At 63.4% G+C, this 16,992-nt stretch carries 10 protein-coding genes; 7 read left to right on the forward strand and 3 right to left on the reverse strand.

The annotated features are described in order from the left end of the window. The first annotated feature begins 129 nt into the window (after window positions 1–129). Window positions 130–777, forward strand: a complete 648-nt coding sequence (locus ACSQ3D_RS17625) for a DNA-3-methyladenine glycosylase I (protein ID WP_436127752.1) — start codon at window positions 130–132, stop codon at window positions 775–777. Window positions 778–847: 70 nt separating this feature from the next. Further along, the gene (locus ACSQ3D_RS17630) at window positions 848–1,204 is read left to right on the forward strand and encodes a hypothetical protein (RefSeq protein ID WP_436127753.1); all 357 of its coding nucleotides are present in this window, start codon (window positions 848–850) and stop codon (window positions 1,202–1,204) included. A gap of 95 nt (window positions 1,205–1,299) precedes the next feature. Here ACSQ3D_RS17630 and arsC read toward each other — a convergent pair whose 3' ends face one another. The 3 genes from arsC to ACSQ3D_RS17645 form a co-directional block, all read right to left on the reverse strand. Beyond that, window positions 1,300–1,722 carry an arsenate reductase (glutaredoxin) gene (gene arsC / locus ACSQ3D_RS17635; protein WP_056411496.1) on the reverse strand — a complete coding sequence of 141 codons (423 nt, stop codon included), beginning with the start codon at window positions 1,720–1,722 and terminating at the stop codon, window positions 1,300–1,302. 103 nt (window positions 1,723–1,825) lie between these two features. Beyond that, window positions 1,826–2,614, reverse strand: coding sequence for a DUF1045 domain-containing protein (locus tag ACSQ3D_RS17640; protein WP_436127754.1), 789 nt, complete (start codon window positions 2,612–2,614; stop codon window positions 1,826–1,828). After that, window positions 2,604–3,095: an Lrp/AsnC family transcriptional regulator gene (locus ACSQ3D_RS17645; RefSeq protein WP_235503837.1), complete on the reverse strand. Its 492-nt coding sequence runs from the start codon at window positions 3,093–3,095 to the stop codon at window positions 2,604–2,606. The genes ACSQ3D_RS17640 and ACSQ3D_RS17645 overlap by 11 nt, the downstream gene beginning before the upstream one ends. 70 nt (window positions 3,096–3,165) lie before the next feature. Between ACSQ3D_RS17645 and ACSQ3D_RS17650 the strand changes: the two genes are divergently transcribed. The 5 genes from ACSQ3D_RS17650 (at window position 3,166) to ACSQ3D_RS17670 (ending at window position 16,921) form a co-directional block, all read left to right on the forward strand. Further along, entirely contained in the window at window positions 3,166–4,113 is a 948-nt protein-coding gene (locus ACSQ3D_RS17650) for an EamA family transporter (protein WP_436127755.1), read from the forward strand. A 618-nt stretch (window positions 4,114–4,731) separates the two neighbouring features. After that, window positions 4,732–9,252: a choice-of-anchor U domain-containing protein gene (locus tag ACSQ3D_RS17655; RefSeq protein WP_436127756.1), complete on the forward strand. Its 4,521-nt coding sequence runs from the start codon at window positions 4,732–4,734 to the stop codon at window positions 9,250–9,252. After that, window positions 9,249–10,133 (forward strand): rhodanese-like domain-containing protein, encoded by an 885-nt coding sequence (locus ACSQ3D_RS17660; protein ID WP_436127757.1) that lies wholly within the window; start codon window positions 9,249–9,251, stop codon window positions 10,131–10,133. Before ACSQ3D_RS17655 ends, ACSQ3D_RS17660 begins: the two co-directional genes overlap by 4 nt. Before the next feature lie 24 nt (window positions 10,134–10,157). Further along, the gene (locus ACSQ3D_RS17665) at window positions 10,158–13,022 is read left to right on the forward strand and encodes a hypothetical protein (RefSeq protein ID WP_436127758.1); all 2,865 of its coding nucleotides are present in this window, start codon (window positions 10,158–10,160) and stop codon (window positions 13,020–13,022) included. Then, a complete protein-coding gene (locus ACSQ3D_RS17670; protein ID WP_436127759.1) occupies window positions 13,019–16,921 on the forward strand; it encodes an Ig-like domain-containing protein in 3,903 nt (1,300 codons plus the stop codon). The genes ACSQ3D_RS17665 and ACSQ3D_RS17670 overlap by 4 nt, the downstream gene beginning before the upstream one ends. Window positions 16,922–16,992: the final 71 nt, after the last annotated feature.

Raw genomic sequence — 16,992 nt, forward strand, 5'->3', positions numbered from 1 at the left:
GGTGTGAAAAGGCGGGGGGGCGCGGGCGGGGGGCGCGCCTGCCGGTCAGTTTAGGGCAACCGGTGGACCGCGGTGCGGCACGCCGTGCGTGCGCTCGTCTGGCGCTGTGCCTGCCTAGAATGCCCCACCATGACCGACGCCCCCACCGCCCTGCCCGAAGGCCTGTTCGCCGACGACGCTGGCTGCCCGCGCTGCACCTGGTGCCAGGCCACGCCGCTGTACCGCCACTACCACGACACCGAGTGGGGCTTTCCGGTGGATGACGACCGGCGCCTGTTCGAGAAGCTCTGCCTGGAGGGTTTCCAATCCGGCCTGAGCTGGCTCACCATCCTGAACAAGCGCGAGGGCTTTCGCGCCGCGTTCGACCATTTCGACGCCGAGAAGGTCGCCGCCTATGGCGAGGCCGACATCGAGCGCCTGGTGCAGGACGCGGCCATCGTGCGGCACCGCGGCAAGATCGTCTCCACCATCAACAATGCGCACCGTGTGCTGGAGCTGCGCCGCGAGTTCGGCTCGCTCGCCCGCTACGCCTGGCGCTACGAGCCCGCCGCCGCCGACCGGCCCGAGCGCCTCACGCGCGAGGCAGCGCGCGCGCTGTCCACATCGCCCGCCTCGGTGGCCATGTCCAAGGACCTCAAGAAGCGCGGATGGACCTTCGTGGGCCCCACCACCGTGTACGCCTTCATGCAGGCGATGGGGCTGGTGAACGACCACATCGAAGGCTGCCATTCGCGCGACCGGGCGCTGCAGGCGCGGGCCGAGTTCACGCTGCCCTAGCCCCACCCATTGGCGGGTGGCTGCGTCACTGGCTATAGTGGTGCAGGTCACCCTTTTGGAGCTGCGCACCATGCATGCCTGTCCCCACTGCCAGAAGCCGGGCGTCCGCGACCTGGCGGTCCGCTGGTCCGCGCGCGAGAACCCCGCGCAGTGCAGTTATTGCGGCGGCCTGTCGCACGTGCTGGCCAGCACCTCTGGCGCGATCGCCATGTTCACCTGGGTGACGCTGATCGGCGGCTTGGGCCTGGCCTTCGCACTCGGTTCGGTGGTGTTGGCGGTGGCCGCCGTGCTGGTGGCCTGCATCGGCAATGTGTGGATGTGGCGCCGCTGCGCGCTGATCCCCATCGACCGCACAACAGCGCAGACCGCGAACCGCGTGGGCTGGACGACCACGGCGCTGGGCGCGATGCTGTGCCTTTTCCACTGAGCCACTGAGCCACTGAGCCACTGAGCCACTGAGCCACTGAGCCACCGAGCCACCGAGCCATCGCCGCAGGGTGACTGCGGCGGGGCGCCAAGACCTCAGGTCCGCTGTCCCTGGGCGTTGACCACCACTTCCCCGTCTTCCTTGCTGAACGCGCCCTGCTGCGGCGCGGGCAGGATGTCGAGCACCAACTCCGACGGCCGGCACAGCCGGGTGCCCAGCGGGGTGACCACCAGCGGCCGGTTGATCAGGATGGGGTGGGCCAGCATGGCGTCGATGAGCTGCGCGTCCGTCACGCCCGGCGCGTTCAGGTGCAGCTCGGTGAACAGCGCCTCCTTGGTGCGCACGGCGTCGATCACGGGGGCACCCGTGGCGGCGATCAGCGCGACCAGCGTGGCGCGGTCCGGCGGGGTCTTCAGGTATTCGATGACCTCGGGCTCGATGCCGCTGTTGCGGATCATGGCGAGCGTGTTGCGGGAGGTGCCGCACTTCGGGTTGTGATAGATGGTGACGGTGGACATGGCGTGGTTGGTCATGGATCGATGGACAAGGGTTGCGAGTATCGCGGCCACGAGCGGGCGGGCCACGAGCGGAACACCAGCGGGCCGCCTTGCTGCCGGCACGTCATCCGGCGCCCAGCTCCAGGTGGTCGAGCAGCGCGAAGTCGGCCCCCGGCGCCGGCTCGGCGAACAGCGCGAGGCTGTCGAACTTCAGTGCGGGCATGTCGGAGAAGTATTCCTGCGCGGCATCCAGCACCAGCGCCTGGGTGCGGGCATCCACCTGCGACAGTCGCCCCGTGATCGTCATGTGGAAGCGGAACTCCTCCAGCACGAAGGGGTAGCCCCAAAGTTGCATCAGCTCGTCCTGCCGCGCGCTGAGACCGACGGCGCGGCGACGCGCCAGATCGGCCTTGGACAGGGGCGCTGCCAGGGGCTGCAATTGCATGACGCAGGCCGCCGCCGCGTCGCGCAGGGCTGCGTTGGCCGCATGCGAAGGCGGCGGCACCAGCGCCAGGAAGTCGCCCAGGCGCTCCACGTGCAACGGCGGCAGCTGGAATGCGCTCAGGCTCTGCGCCACGGTCTGCACGGCGTGGTGCAGCGTCATCCAATCCACGCAGGGCGCCAGTGCGAACGGGGCCTTGAGTGTGGCGTGCCAGCCGTATCGGCGCGGTGCTGCGGTAAGGCGTTCCAGCACATCGGCAGGCACGCCATGGATGTCGAGCTGTGGCAGCGGCTGCAGCAAGGCTGCGCATCGGCCCAGCCAATGGCTGCCCGCCAGCCATCCCAGGCTGCCGGGGCTGGGCGCGAAGTAGACCGCATAGCGATGGGCTGCCGCGGTCCCGGAGGCTGCCGGCAGAGGGGTTGCGGTCGCCGCCTGGTGCGGGCACGGCGTTGTCTTGGTCTCAGGCGGCATTGCGGTCTTCGCTCATCCACCCCAGGTTGAGCGGGCGGTCTTCGAACTCGGTGTTGAGCACCACGGTGCTGGTGGTGCGCGCCACGCCCTCGATGGCCTTGATCTGGTAGAGCACGTCTTCCAGCGCCCGCGCGTGGGTGGTGCGCACCTTGGCCAGGAAGTCGTATTCACCCGCCACGCTGTGCAGCTCTTCGATCTCGGGCATCGCCTGCAGGCGCGGTGCGATGTCGCGGCAGTGGGCACCGCCGTCGTTGCGGATGGCCACGAAGGCCGTGAAGGACAGCCCCACGCGCTCCGGCTCCACGCTGATGGAGAACCGGCGGATCACCCCCTTGTCCAGCAGCTTCTTCACGCGCTCGTGCACGGCTGCCGTGGACAGCCCCACTTCGCTGCCCACTTCGGCGTACGAACGTCGGCCATCCGTGCTCAGCGCCGAAATAATTCTGGCGTCTATGTCATCCGTCTGAATATTTGCTTGCATAGCGGAATGAATTTGGTAAAAATTCCGAAATTCTTGCGAATTCCATAAATTATTCGGTCAGGTGAAGAATATGCCGGCAAATATCAATGTGCAAGCCCGCCACCCCGCGCCATGGGCGCTGGGCCTCGCCCTGCTGTTGGTGTACGTGGTGTGGGGCACCACGTACTTTGCCATCGGCATCGCCCTGCAGACCATGCCGCCCCTGTTGATGAGCGCGATCCGTTTCCTGTGCGCGGGTGGCGTGATGCTGCTGGTGGCGCTGTGGCAGGGGCACGCGCTGCCCACCGCAGTGCAGTGGCGCAACGCGGCCATCGTGGGTGCGCTGATGGTGTTTTTGGCGATGAACCTGGTGGGCTTTGCGCAGAAGCTGGGCATCGGCTCGGGCCTGATGGCCACGGTGGTGACCACGATGCCGATGTGGCTGGCCCTGTGGTCGCGCTGGGGCGGCGAGCGGGTGCCGGTCACCAGCTGGATCGGCCTGGCACTGGGCGTGGTCGGTGCGCTGCTGCTGGCGCTGGAGGGGGACTTTTCTGCGACCTGGCTCGGGGCGCTGCTGGCCTTTGGCGCGCCGCTGTGCTGGAGCGTGGGTTCGTACGCATCGCGCAAGTTGTCGCTGCCCGCCCCGGCCATGGCGGCGGCTGTGCAGTGGCTGGTGGGTGGGGCGATGGGGCTGGTGGCGGCACTGTGCTTCGAGCCGCCGAGCGCGCTGGGGCAGGTGAGTGCGCAGTCGTGGGCTGCGTGGGTGTACTTGCTGGTGTTTGGGACGCTGGTGGCGCTCAATGCGTATCTGTGGCTGCTGCAGAACACGTCGGCGGCGTTGGCGGGGAGCTATTCGTTTGTGAACCCGGCCGTGGCGTTGTTGGTGGGGGTGGCGCTGGGGGGTGAGTTGCTGACGGGGTGGGTGTTTGCGGCGTTGCCGCTGATTGGGGCGGCGCTGGTGTTTATTTTGTATGGCAAGGCGTTGAAGGTCTGGTCGGTGGGGCGCAAGAAGGCGTTGTGGGGAGTTCGCGCCGGGTAGCGGGCGGCTTGCCAGCCAACCGGCATGTCGAGGTTGAGGCACTTCGTGGCCGTTGTGGCCGTCGTGGCGGAAGCTGCTCCCGGTGCTCCTGGGTTTCACCGATCCGGAAAAATTCGCCCGCCTGAATTGACCTATGGCGGGCCTGGTCCCCACTCCTTGTTTGCGCCAAGGACTGTGTTCTAGGGCTGCACTCCCTTTGATCGTTCGATCAAGGTCAAAACGATTGCGGCCCCGTGCCGTTTTTTCGTGGTTTCCGCAAAAAAATCTTGTTGTGTGGGCGGGTTTTGGTGCGTTGACCTTCTAACTTTCAGCAGGTACGCGCATTGGTTTGCGGGTGCCCATCTGGAGTTGCTTGATGCGCAACGCTCCGCGCAAAATCACCCGTGACAGCACGGTTTTGGCGCAACATACATTTTGTAACTTTTGCAATAAGTCAGCCCTTAGCATCGCTCCCGTTCGACATTTCAAACAAGTTGTGCTTCGTCAACGAGCGCTGGAGGGCGCCGACGATCCCCACAAAAAGAATGAGCAGGGAGGGCGTGCATGCACGGGAGCCGGCTATGGGCAAATCATCAGCACTGCAAGGAGTCTCAAGGTCACCCCACGTGGTGGACGCTTGTGCGTCTCGCTGTGCTGGTTCTTGCTGGTTTGTGGGCGAATGCCGCGCGAGCCGAAGAGGCTGTCTGTGCTGAGGTCAAGATCGTCATCGAGCAAAAGCTCTCGCTGGAGCGGCAAGCCTTCGATGCACACATGGTCCTGCGGAATGGTCTTGATGCAAGTGCTCTTTCGAACGTAAAAGTCGATCTGATCTTCAAGGACCAAGATCAGAAAGACGTGGTTGCGACCACCGATCCCAATGCGACAGGGGCCGCGTTTTTTGTTCGCACCGATAGTTTGACCGGACTGTCAGCGCTGGACGGCAGCGCGACCCTGGCCCCGAAGACGACCGCCGATGTGCGTTGGCTGATCATCCCGTCGCAGGGTGCGGGCGGAAACACCTCGCAGGGGCGTCTGTACTACATCGGTGCCCGCGTCACTTACACCCTGGATGGGCAAACCAGCTCGGTGGACGTCACTCCCGACTATGTGGTGGTTCGCCCTCAACCTCTGCTGCGGTTGGACTATTTCCTTCCCACCGATGTCTTTGCGGACGACCCGTTCACTGCAGAAGTCGAGCCGCCCGAGACGTTCACGCTGGGAGTGCGAGTGGCCAATGTAGGGGCTGGCGCCGCCCACAAGACGCGCATTGAATCCGCGCAGCCGAAGATCGTCGAGAACCGCCAGGGCTTGCTCATCGATTTCACCATCCTTGGTGGATATGTTGGCAACGAGATGGCAGGCAAAAGTCTGCTGCTTGATTTTGGCGACATTGCCCCGCTGACGGCCAAAATGGGGCGTTGGCTCATGCAGACCACATTGGCCGGGCGCTTCACCGCATTTGATGCGAGCTTTGTGCATGCGGATTCGTTGGGTGGTGCTGTGACCTCTTTGATCAAGGAGGTGGTGACGCACAGGCTCGTGCACGACGTGCGCATCGATCTTCCTGGTCGCGACGGCATTGATGACTTTCTGGCTGAACACGGTGACAGCTATCGCGTGTACGACTCGGAAGGCGACGACAGCCCTGTTTTCAATCTGTCGTCATCCGCTTCTTTGACAGCCCTGGCGGGGGGGGACCTGTCGCTGCGGCTTCCCCCCACGCAGGGCTTTGTACATGTAAAGCTTTCTGATCCTGGGCGAGGGACCCAGCGGCCCGTGCAGGTGATTCGAAGCGACGGTCAGTCGCTGTTGCCGCAGAATTTCTGGCTGTCACGCTCGCGCAACCAGGATCTGAGCTGGAGCTACTTCATCCATGTGTTCGACGCGAACCCAACGGGGCAATACACCCTTGTCATGTCGGGCGCGCAGACGGCGCGACTGTCTGGGCAGGTCTATCGCGACAGCAATGGCAATGGCGTTCGAGAAGCGGGGGAGCCAGCAGAAGGAAACCTCGGCATTGCGCTCAAAGGCATTGATACCTCGGGCAAGAGTGTCGTTCTACAGGCCTACACCGATCCGTCGGGTGAGTTTTCCTATGCTTCGGTGCCCCCAGGCAAGTATCAGCTGGAAGCGTCGTCCCGCGATGGTGTGGTCAATGGGGTGTGGATCGCTGGAAGCGCCGGCGGTAAAGCCACCCCCGGGCTCATTTCGGACATTCTGCTGCTGGCCGGTTCCGACGGGCAGGGCTATGTGCTGTCCAAACGCAAATCAGCAGCAAGCGCCGGCGGTACGTCGTCAGCGGACGTATCTGCCTCGATTCAGTCGAGTGCCTACCAAACCAGGCCGGGCCAAAGCGCCTCGGTCACTGTCGGCGTCAGGAATGCCGGTCCGTCTGCGGCACAAGGTGTATCCCTTCAGGCTGCGGTTCCTGAGGGATTCACGCTGCAAAGCTCGAGCGCTTCGTTGGGCAGCTTCGCCAACGGGGTGTGGAATGTGGGTGCGCTCGAGAAAGACCAGTCCGCGACACTGACCTTCAATGCGCTGGCAGCGGCTCCGTCGGGAGGTGCCAGCCGCAGCATCGTCTGGACGGCTACCGCAGGGGCGCAAACCGCCGACCCGATGGCGGGCAACAACCAGGCGCGCATGAGTGTGCTTGTCCAGGGTGACAACGAACAAGTGACGCTGGAGCAAGACGTCCAGGCCCAAGCCCGCGTGCTGGTCTGGGCTGCCTGCCCGCTGGCGGATGCATCAGAGAAAGAGACTTGTGCCAAGGCGAAGGCACAAGCAGCAGGATCGTGGTTGGCGGGAAAGAGCCACGAAGGAGTCGCGACTGCCGACTTGAACGAATGGCGGGTGGCGATGCGCAGCGGCAAATACAACCTGCTGTGGCTCAATGGCGGCGCCGTGGGGCTCGACCCGACCTCGCTGGCCGAAATCCGGGCTGCTGTGCGGCGTGGACAGACGTTGGTGGTGGATGGCGCCAAAGCGTCGAGCGTGGTCCCTCTGTCGGATGTACTGGGTGCACTGCCAACGGACACATCCCTGGGTAACGCACTCAGCGTGCGTCTGCAGGGCGCGGGAACAGCCCAGCCAACCGCTGGAAAAGGGTATGCGCTGGCACTGCAGACGGCTGCTGCGCTGGCGACCTACGAAGCGTCGGGCTTGCCCGCCATCGCTGGACACAGTTTCGGGCATGGACAAACGCTGCTGGCCGGGTTCGACCTGCTGGACACCGTGATCAGCCCGACGCACATGGGCTGGTCCGACTATTTGCATCAGCAGATCAAAGCCCTGACCCCGGCAGTGCGCACCGCTCCCGCGCTGGCTGGCTCTTCAGTGCCCGTGCGTCTTGTCGTGCGCAACCCGGGCGCCACGGGCACGGCCGATCAATCGGTCACGCTGGAGACCCGTCTACCCGCGGGGATTCAACACGATCACGTGGTGCCACAGCCAACGACGGGTGCCGGCAACGGTACTCTGAACTGGTCATGGGCGCTCCCCGCCGGTCAGGATCGCAGTGCATCGTTCGTGCTGACCATGCCTGCAAGCTCGGCCCAGTCCCAGGTTGTGTCGCGGTTGCTGGGAGCTGCTGCTCCAAGCAGCGGGGCCGAAAAGGTCTTGCCGTTGACCGTGCTGGGCCTTGATGCCGTCGTGCCGCGTGTTGGCAACGCGCTGGGGGCTGTCGCAGCCGCAACACCAGAGGCACGCGCGTTGCTCGATGCCGCAGTCAACGCCCACACGTTGGCGCGTGACGAGCAGGCACAAGGCCGGTGGAGCCAGGTTATTGACGCGTTGGCCGTGCTGCAGGCGCACGTGGATGCACTTGCCCGGGCTCCGCACTCGCTTGTACTGGTGGAGCTTCAGCTGGACGTCGCTCGATGGATGGGCTTGGCGCAAATGCGGTGGACGCCAGAAATCACCGAGCCGTCTGCGCGACTGATCGCAGTGGGCAGCGGCGCCCAGGCAGCCATCGTCGGTCAAGCATTCGCACAGCCACTGCGGGCTCGGGTTCTTGATCGATTCGGCCGCCCGGTGGGCGGCGTGACTGTTCGCTTCGAGGTCCCAGTCTCTGGGCCTGCAGCTACCTTGGGTGGTGGCACCAGCGCCAGTGTATTGACCGACGCCGACGGCTTGGCGACTTCACCAGCCTTGGTGGCCAACTTGTTCGTGGGCAGATATTCCGCCAGTGCAACCGTGGGTGGCAACGTGAGCCCGGTGAGCTTCGCATTGGAGAACTTGCCTGCGGTCTCGGCGCCCTTGATGTTGCAACGGGTGGACGGGAACAACCAGACGGCCCGCGTGAGTGCGCTGTACGGCAAACCGCTCAGTGTCCGGGTCGTGAATGCCCAGAACCAGCCTCAGTCGGGCATTGCCGTTCGTTTCGAACTGCCGCAGATGGGGGCGTCGGCACAATTTGAGCCGGGAGCGTCCGCTGCGAGCTTCAGCGTCGAAGTCATGACCGCTCAAAACGGTGTGGCGGTGAGCCCGGCGTTCCGTGCCAATGCCCAGACAGGTGCATTCGTGGCCGCTGCGTCGTTGCCGGGATCGGCTGCCGCTGGCACGCAGTCTTTCGAACTGACCAATGTGGCAGGCATCGGCTCAGCGTCCCGTTTCGAAGCCACGACCCCCACCGGAACAGGGCTGTTCACGGCGACGGTTTCTGGCGGGGGGGCTTCGTGCACCTTCAACCCGCATGCCACCCGCCTTCTTCCAGCACAGGGCCTGGGCGTGGCGCTCGGCAGCATCCTGCTGCCCCATGGCGCGTTCGATTTTGAACTCACGGGTTGCACGCCGGGGGGTGAGGTGACGATCGTCACCACATGGCCTGACCTGCGCGGGATCACCGGATACCTCAAGTACGGCGTTACACCGGGCTCCGGCGGGCGCAAGGCCTGGTACCCACCCGCCAACCTGCGCATCAGCGGCAATACCGTGACGTACACCATCCGGGACGGCGCGCTGGGTGACGATGATTTGCAGGCCAATGGTGTCATTCGTGATCCCGGAGGACCCGTGATCATGGCGGCGCCAGCGAGCGCTCAGGCGATTCCTTCGCTGGACTGGCGTGCCCTGATCTTGTTGAGCGCCTTGCTGTCCGTGCTCGCGGGCGGGCTGGCTCGTTTCACGCAAGCTCGCCGGCCGCGGGTGGGTGAACCATGAAATCCAGGACATGGGTGGACAGCGCATGCAGTGCGCTGATCTGCGTGCTGCTGGTGTCCCTGACGATTGCGCAGGCGCAAGAGTCGGACGAAGCTGCTGCTGCCTGCCTGCGCACGGACCATCGCGAGGAACCAGACCCGGTGTCGTTCGAACACCCACCGCTGCCGGCATACAGCAGCGAGCAAGCTTCCTGTTGGGCGGGAGTGGAAGCCTTGAAGGATGCTTCCCTGATGGTTCTCGATGTTCGCGAACAGGACGCCGCCGCGACTTCGGTAATCGGTGGCGCGACGCCCATGGCGCTGTCAGCGGTAGCGGACAAAAGCTATCTCAAGCCACAGCGGCTGCTGCTGGTCGGAACGGGCGTCGATCTGCGGAGCCTGACGCAGACATGCGTAGCGTTGCGCAGCAAGGGATTTGGCGATGTGCATGTGCTGCTCGGTGGTGCCAGCACCTGGAGCAAAGAGCCGCAAGCATCCTGGACTTCGGCGCAACACGCATGGCTAGGCAGTGGCGAGGGGCTGTGGAGGATTGCCGCCGTGGGCTTTTCAGCCCGGCAACTGCGGTCTTTGCCACAACCTGCTGCTGTGCAGTTGCCTGCAGGAGCCAATGCCTTTGACTTGCGGCGGGCCATGTCCGCGAATGCCGCAGCCAATCCGCTCCAGAGGCCCACGCAGTGGTTGGTTGTGGGTGCGGATCCTGCCGCAGCACAAGCGCTGTTTGCCGATTGGTTCGCGTCAGATGCCAGTGGCTTTTCTGCGCAAACAGGCAACTCCGTGAAATGGCTGGCAGGAGGCTGGAGCGCGTACGAAGCCTACATCGCGCAGCAAAAGATCTTGGCTGCTCACGCCGGCCGCCCACTGCCGCGCAACTGCGGCTCGTGACCTTTGAAGACGAAGAAGTTTTTCATGCAAACCCCCACAGTGCCCGGCAATTTTTCTTTGGCCGAAGTTCCATGGCTGCTTACAGCGCGTTGTCGACGGATCATGAGCACCATGCGCTCATCCATGGCCATGGCCTGTGTAGTCCTCGGCTTGTCGATGGGCGGCTTGAGTGATGCGGCGGCTGCGATGATGGTGAGTGGTGTGATATCCATCGATACGGTATGGAGTGCGGCACAGTCACCGGTGACTGTGCAAGGCGACGTGACGGTGGACCAGGACGCAACGTTGACCGTGGAGCCGGGGGTTGAAGTGCGCATGGCAGCCAATGCGAGTTTCACCCTGAATCGCGGTGCGGTAGTGGCAGTGGGCACGGTTGACAAACCCATCGTGATCTCATCTGCCATTGCAGCGCCTGCACCGGGCTCATGGGGGCAATGGCGTTTCAGGCAAGGCACACGGAGTGCGCAGACGCGCCTGGAGCATGTGCGCATCGAGTACGGCAGCGGTGTGGTGATCGAGAAGTCTTCACCGACGCTTGATCGCGTTTCCATCAACCACCACCGCGGCCCTGCCATCGAGATGGACTTGGAATCGTCGCCATCCGGGCAGTCGTTGAGTGCGGCAGGCAATACGCTGAATGCGATTGTGGTTCCGTCCGGAATTGTGCGCGGACAGGTCCTCTGGGGGCTTGTCGGAATTCCCTACCTGGTGCGCGAAGGCTTGGTCGAGATTGGACAGCCGTCGTTGACCATAGAGCCAGAGCTGCTGAATGTCGGGGCTGGCACGCTGACGCCCATGCGCGTTGTGCTCGACGCTGCGGCGCCTGCAGGAGGTCGGTTGATTGCGCTGTCGAGCAGTAGCAGCGACGCGGTCAAGGTGCCTGCCACCGTGACGGTTGCGGAAGGTAGTTCGAGCGCCGGGTTCGAGGTGCGGGCCTTGGGGTTCACCAGTGCATTGCTGTCGGCTTCTCACCCAGAACTGGGAAGCGCTCGGGCCCAGGTCAATGTAGTGAGTCTTCCTGCGCTGCAGCTGGATCCCTCTATATGGTCGATGGCACTGGGCATGCCCTACGGCATCACGGTGCGCCTGCCCGCCGCGGCGCCGGCCGGCGGCATTCCGATTCAGTTGCGTGCCGAGCCTTCAGGAATTTTCCAGCTTCCTGCTGGCATCACCGTGCCTGCAGGGCAATCTCAGGTGCAGTTCGTTGTACAGGGTTTGGCACACGGCAGTGCCCGGATTTCTGCGCAGGCACAAGGCCTTCGCGCGGCGAGCGTGGACGTGGAGACCAGCCGCATGACCTTGATCCTCCTTCCTCATGAATTGCGTGCTTCCGTACCCATCGTGGTGGGCGATGCACGAGAAGCTTCAGTCGCTTTGAGTCACCGCGCGCCCCTGGGTGGATTGACGGTCCGTATCGCGTCGGAGGCGCCCAACGTTGTGGGCGTGTCACCTGCCGAGCTGGTGGTGGCCGAGGGCGACTACGCGTCCGTCGGCAAAGCCATGCTGCAGGCCAAGGCAAAAGGCCAGGCACGGGTCCAACTCAGTGCCGCCAACTCCCAGGATGGATACGCCAACGTCACAGTGCGAAGTCCGACGGTGCTGAGGTGGGGATATGTCGATAGCCAGAGCGCAGTCGTTCTGGGTCATCAACTGCGCAGCGTCGGTGGACTCTGGATCGAACGGACGGTGGACGGCGAGCCCGACTACAGCGCCGAGAATTTGTCGGTCGAATTGCGCTGCGTGTCGAGCGCGGTTTGCGAGGTTCCGTCCACCCTGACCATTCCCTCTGGGCGAGCGTCTGTGGAAGTGACCGCGATAGGTGTCGGGCTGGGTGTCTCGGAGATCGAGGCAAAGGCCGCGGGGGTGCAAGCCACAAAGATTGGCGTGCACGTCGTTGAGCCCACTTTCAAATTTGCCGACAGGTACGGAACTCCATGGAGCGGCCACCGCTACATGGGATTGCGTCAAGACCTATCGCTGTGTTTCTCTGTGCCCGCGGCACATGATCATGTGCGCTTCTTCACCGACAAGCCATGGTCGATTGATTTCGACCTCAGTGACCAAAATCCCGCGGGCGTGGTGTCGGGCATCTACGCCCAAAGCTCAGGGGGGTCATCTGCTGCGCAGTCGACCATCAGTCCGGGAATGGGGTGCTCATCTCCGTTGTTTGTGGGAGAAGCAAGCCAGATGGGCCGCTACCGCGTCAATGCGAGTTCGGCAGGTATTCGCCTCGCGCAGTCTGCCGTGCAGCGGATTCATGCAGACAGGGAACTGTCGTTGGGCGCTGCTTGCAGCGACTGCATCCAGTTCTCCGTCGTCAAGGGCTTCCATGCGGACATTGCGGTACGCACGCTGCATCTAGGGGACTACGAAGATGCGCCGGAGACCTTGACTCTCAAACTGCGCTGCGTCGATGCGTCAATCTGTTCTGTTCCCGCGGAAATCACCATTCCTTCGGGGACGAGTCCATGGACTCCCGTGAGGCTGCCGGTTCTCGGTTTGCAAGAAGGGACGACCACCATCGAGGCCAGCGTGCCGGGGTCGCAACGCTACCCGGAGGTTTACAGCGTGGCCGTCAGTGTCGCCCCACCCGTGTGGACCTTCAGCTCCGATGACGACACCTTGACCGTTCCTGTGGGGCAGTCTTCGTACTCCCAGGTGTGCATCGGTAAATGGGACGGCAGAAGCTATGCGACGGCGCCGGTTTCGGTGTCCGTTGCCAGCAGCAAGCCTGAGGTCTTGCGACCCAGTGTGAGGACATTGAGCTTGGCGGAGGGAGACAGCTGTGTCGGAGTCGATCTGCTGGGCATTGCTACAGGAAAGGCCAGGGTCAGCTTTGAGGCGCCTGGTCTCACGCCCGCCGTGATTGCCGTCGAGGTGCTTCCATGAAGTTCTACCCAATGTCATTGGAAAGCTTTTGTCTGTTTGCTCACAGTGCAACGGACCGAGCGGCAGGTGCCATGCGCCAGACCTTCTGGAATATCGTTTGGTGGACTGTTGCATTGGCACTCCTTGTATTGGCAGTGCCTGGTATGGCTCACGCAGACTCCAATGCACAGCTGACGCTCGGGGCAGGCGTGGTCGTCAAATTTGGCGCAGTTCAGGATCCGGCAAAAGAAGGCGCGGGGTTGCTCGTGCACGGAAGCCTGCGGACTGGCGCTGGGGTCGTTCTGACAAGCGAACGAGACGACGCAGTTGCCGGGCAGACTGGTGCAGCGCCTTCGGCGGCAGCCGCTGCAGGTGACTGGCTCGGTGTGTTTCTGGGTTCACGAACATCGCCCTCGTCAGTATCCATTGATGGATTGACGTTGCGCTATGGCGGAGGTACCCAAGCTGTGCCCATCAGGCTCCAAGAAGCTGGTGCTGCGTTGGTCATGCCTGGAAAAGGCTATGAGCTTTCAGGACTGAAAATTTCCAACAGCATTGCGGGCGTGCGCGTGGTGGGGCTGGGCTCTCCGCAGATTCGCAACGCTCGCATTGAAGCCAATGGCGTTGGCCTCGTTGCTGTGCGTGGCGCTACGCCGGCAGTGACGCAGAGCAGTTTCGCCGGCAACCGTTTCTACGGTATTTCCAATGAAACCCCCACGTCAGTGGTGCAGGCCTCGGGCAATTGGTGGGGGCACGTTACGGGTCCGCTAGCAGAAAGTAATCCCTATGGGAAAGGAAGCCGTGTCAGTGCAGGAGTTGTCTACCAGCCCTATCTCACTTCGGATGTGGCGCAATCAGGTGGGCCGGTACTGAATGCCGCCTTCAATGACAAACCCTTGCTGGACGGCGCCGCACTCTCCATGTCGGGTGTTCTGACGCTCACTGCCCACAGCTCCAAAGGCGTCAAGATGCTGGAGGCCTTCATCGACGGCATGTCCGTGCTGCGGCAGGACCTTCCGATGGCACAGCCCAGTACACCTGCCAGCCCGAGTACTGCAGGCCAACTGCTGGGTTTCAACGGTTTGGCCAACGGTGCGCATGTGCTGTTGATCACCGCGCAAGATGCAGATGGCGGCACCACGACATCCAGCATTTCTTTTCGCCTTGAACTGAGCGCCCCGGCGGCGCCCCTGATCACGCAACCGACTTCTGGATCCTCGGTCGTCATGTCGCAAATCGCAGTCGCAGGCACTGCGGAGCCGGCAGCGCTGGTGCAGGTTTTCGTCAACGGGCAGGCTGTGGGGCAGGCTTTGAACACGGATGCTGCTGGCAATTTTGCCGGGGGCGTGTTGTTGCCAAGTGAAGGTGTTCACAGCATTCAAGCAAGGGCAACGAACGCGCGGGGCATGGGGCCGCTCAGTAGTCCGATATCTCTGAACTACACAGCGCCCGTTCCCACGGTGACCTTCCTGAGCCCCTCGGACCAAGCGCTGGTGCGTGCTACGGTATCCGTGCAGGTCGCAGCCCTCGATGCCAGCGGTATCGCTCAAGTCCAGGTTCGGCTGCAGGGGCAGAACGTTGACCAGCTGCTGGGGACCTTAGACCAGCAGTCCTGGAGTGTGGACTGGGATACCACCCAGGTGCCCGATGGCGACTATGTTCTCAGAGCGACTGCGACAGGCAATGCCGGAAAAACCGCCCAGGCTTCACGCGCCGTGCGCGTGCAGCAGTTGCCTCCTGCACCGCCACCTCCCGTGCTGCCCTACGGCGTTCGCGGCGTGAGCGTATCCCCTGCGTTCTCTTTCGGAGAGCAGCCGATCTTGATCAGTGGACAGGTGGTCGCGTTGAATGCAGCGGCTCAACCCGTGCCGAACGCTACCGTGCGCCTGGCACTTCGCATACAGGGGTTCGAGCGACGTATCACGCTGGTGAGCGATTCGACCGGCAAGTTCAGCTACAGCTTCGTACCACAGGCCAACGATGCGGGCACATATTCGGTCCATGTCGTTCATCCCGACGACACCGTGTATGCGGCTCAACCCGCGCCCGCACAGTTCACCATCAACCGTCTGAGTGTGAACTACAGCCAGTACAAGCTGAACGCGATCCGGGGCCAGGCAACACCGGCTGTGCTGGAGGTCAGGGCGAGCGCCGGAACAGGTGCCAAGGCCGTTCGTTGGCAGGCATTGGCAGCGGACCAGCCCTCGGGCGCACTGCCGCCGGGCATCACGCTGGATGTTGGCGAGCCTGTCGATGTGGCCGCGGGCACCAGCGTACCCATGACAATCAATGTGACCGGCGCAGCTTCGGCAGGCGCCACAGGCAGCATCATTCTCAAGGCGTTTGCTCACGAAAGCGGCGCAGTGCCGCGTGCGGAGCTGCGCCTGGACTATCAACTCCACGAGGCGACGCCGGGTTTGAGTCCCAACCCGGGGTTCATCGAAATTGGAGTGAGGCAGGGGGAGGCCGCAAGCGGTTCTGTCACGCTGACCAACAAGGGATTGGCGGTGGCGCGCAACGTGCGGGCGCAACTGGTGACTCCACAAGGCACTGGAACGCCCGCGTGGATGCGCCTGGCCAGCAATGGAGACATCGGCAATCTCGATGTGGGCCAAGCCACGACGCTGCAGCTGTTGGCCAGGCCTGGCGCCGATGTGGTGGACGGCTACTACCAGTTCGAGCTCCGCGTTGGCGCAGACAACGATCCTGGTGGCAAGGTGCCTGTCACCGTCGCCGTGGCACAAAGTGGCCAAGGCGGCGTGCGCTTCAAGATGGTGGACATCTATACCAACACCTTGAACAAAAGCGGCCAATTGATTGCCGGCCTGCAAGGCGCCACCATCAAGCTACAGAACGAGGCGCTGACTGCTGACATTCGCAGCCTCGTGAGCAATGAGCAGGGCATTGCTGAGTTGCCAGATCTGCCACCGGGCAACTACCGCTGGCGGGCCAGCGCGCCGCAGCACACCGATGCCAGCGGTCGCATCCAGGTTAAAGCGGGCCTGACCGCCAACGAGCGGGTTTTTCTGGACAGCCAACTCATCAGCATTGAGTTCAGCGTCACGGAAACGACCATCACGGATGAATACCACATCACACTGGAAGCCACCTACCAGACCCAGGTACCAGCGCCTGTGGTGCTGATGGAGCCCATGAGCATCAATCTGCCCGATATGCAGGTGGGGGAAGAGCTGACGGGGGAACTCACGCTCAGCAACTACGGGCTGGTCCGGGCTGACGAATTGGATTTTGTTCTTCCCAAGTCTGATGCGAATTACCGGTATGAGTTCTTTGGAGAAATGCCCAGGGAGCTTGCTGCGAAAAGCCGCGTGGTGATTCCCTACCGAATCACCGCATTGGCTCCGGTCAAGAGTCTGGCCTTGTCCACTTCGCGCGCAACCCAGGGCGCGGCTGCAGAGCTGCCGTTGTTCAGTGGCTATAGCCCCAGCCTGCAAATCCAGCATGCGATCCGGCACATGTTGAGCACTGGCCGCAGTTCGGCGGTGCCGCAGTCCAAGGCAGAGTTGGTCGCAAAGGCTACCGGTTGCAGCAGCTACGCAGCGAGTGCATGCGTTGGCTACGCGTACTCCTGTGCGGCGGGCGACAAACGCCAAGGGGCTGCTTGCACGAACATGAGCCGTATTTCTGGCGCAAGTTGTGCGACGGGCAACAACACCTATGGCCCCTCCAATGCGGGACGGCCCGGTGGCGGTGCGGGAGGGGGCTGGGGAGGCGGCAGTGGCAGTTCTGGAGCCGCACCTATTGGTCTCGCGCCTGCTTGCGTACCTGTTTGCCCAGGTTGCTCCGGTGGCACGGGGCCGGGTGGAGGAGGCGGTGGTGGTGGCGGAAGTGGCCCTGGCCCCGGAGGAGCCGGTCCGGGTCCTGGTGGCACAGGTCCGAACAGCTTTGGCTCCTCCTAGTTCCAGTACCTCATGCCTGCCTGGTCAGAGCAATCCCAACCACAGAGTGCCGGATTCAACCTTCGGTACTC

It is taken from the genome of Acidovorax sp. LjRoot117, assembly GCF_964252695.1.
Lineage (GTDB): Bacteria > Pseudomonadota > Gammaproteobacteria > Burkholderiales > Burkholderiaceae_C > Acidovorax.

Coding starts and splice junctions, on each gene's coding strand:
- ACSQ3D_RS17625 (WP_436127752.1), top strand. CDS start 130: ATGACCGACGCCCCCACCGCCCTGCCCGAAGGCCTGTTCGCCGACGAC.
- ACSQ3D_RS17630 (WP_436127753.1), top strand. CDS start 848: ATGCATGCCTGTCCCCACTGCCAGAAGCCGGGCGTCCGCGACCTGGCG.
- arsC (WP_056411496.1), bottom strand. CDS start 1,722: ATGTCCACCGTCACCATCTATCACAACCCGAAGTGCGGCACCTCCCGC.
- ACSQ3D_RS17640 (WP_436127754.1), bottom strand. CDS start 2,614: ATGCCGCCTGAGACCAAGACAACGCCGTGCCCGCACCAGGCGGCGACC.
- ACSQ3D_RS17645 (WP_235503837.1), bottom strand. CDS start 3,095: ATGCAAGCAAATATTCAGACGGATGACATAGACGCCAGAATTATTTCG.
- ACSQ3D_RS17650 (WP_436127755.1), top strand. CDS start 3,166: ATGCCGGCAAATATCAATGTGCAAGCCCGCCACCCCGCGCCATGGGCG.
- ACSQ3D_RS17660 (WP_436127757.1), top strand. CDS start 9,249: ATGAAATCCAGGACATGGGTGGACAGCGCATGCAGTGCGCTGATCTGC.
- ACSQ3D_RS17665 (WP_436127758.1), top strand. CDS start 10,158: ATGCAAACCCCCACAGTGCCCGGCAATTTTTCTTTGGCCGAAGTTCCA.
- ACSQ3D_RS17670 (WP_436127759.1), top strand. CDS start 13,019: ATGAAGTTCTACCCAATGTCATTGGAAAGCTTTTGTCTGTTTGCTCAC.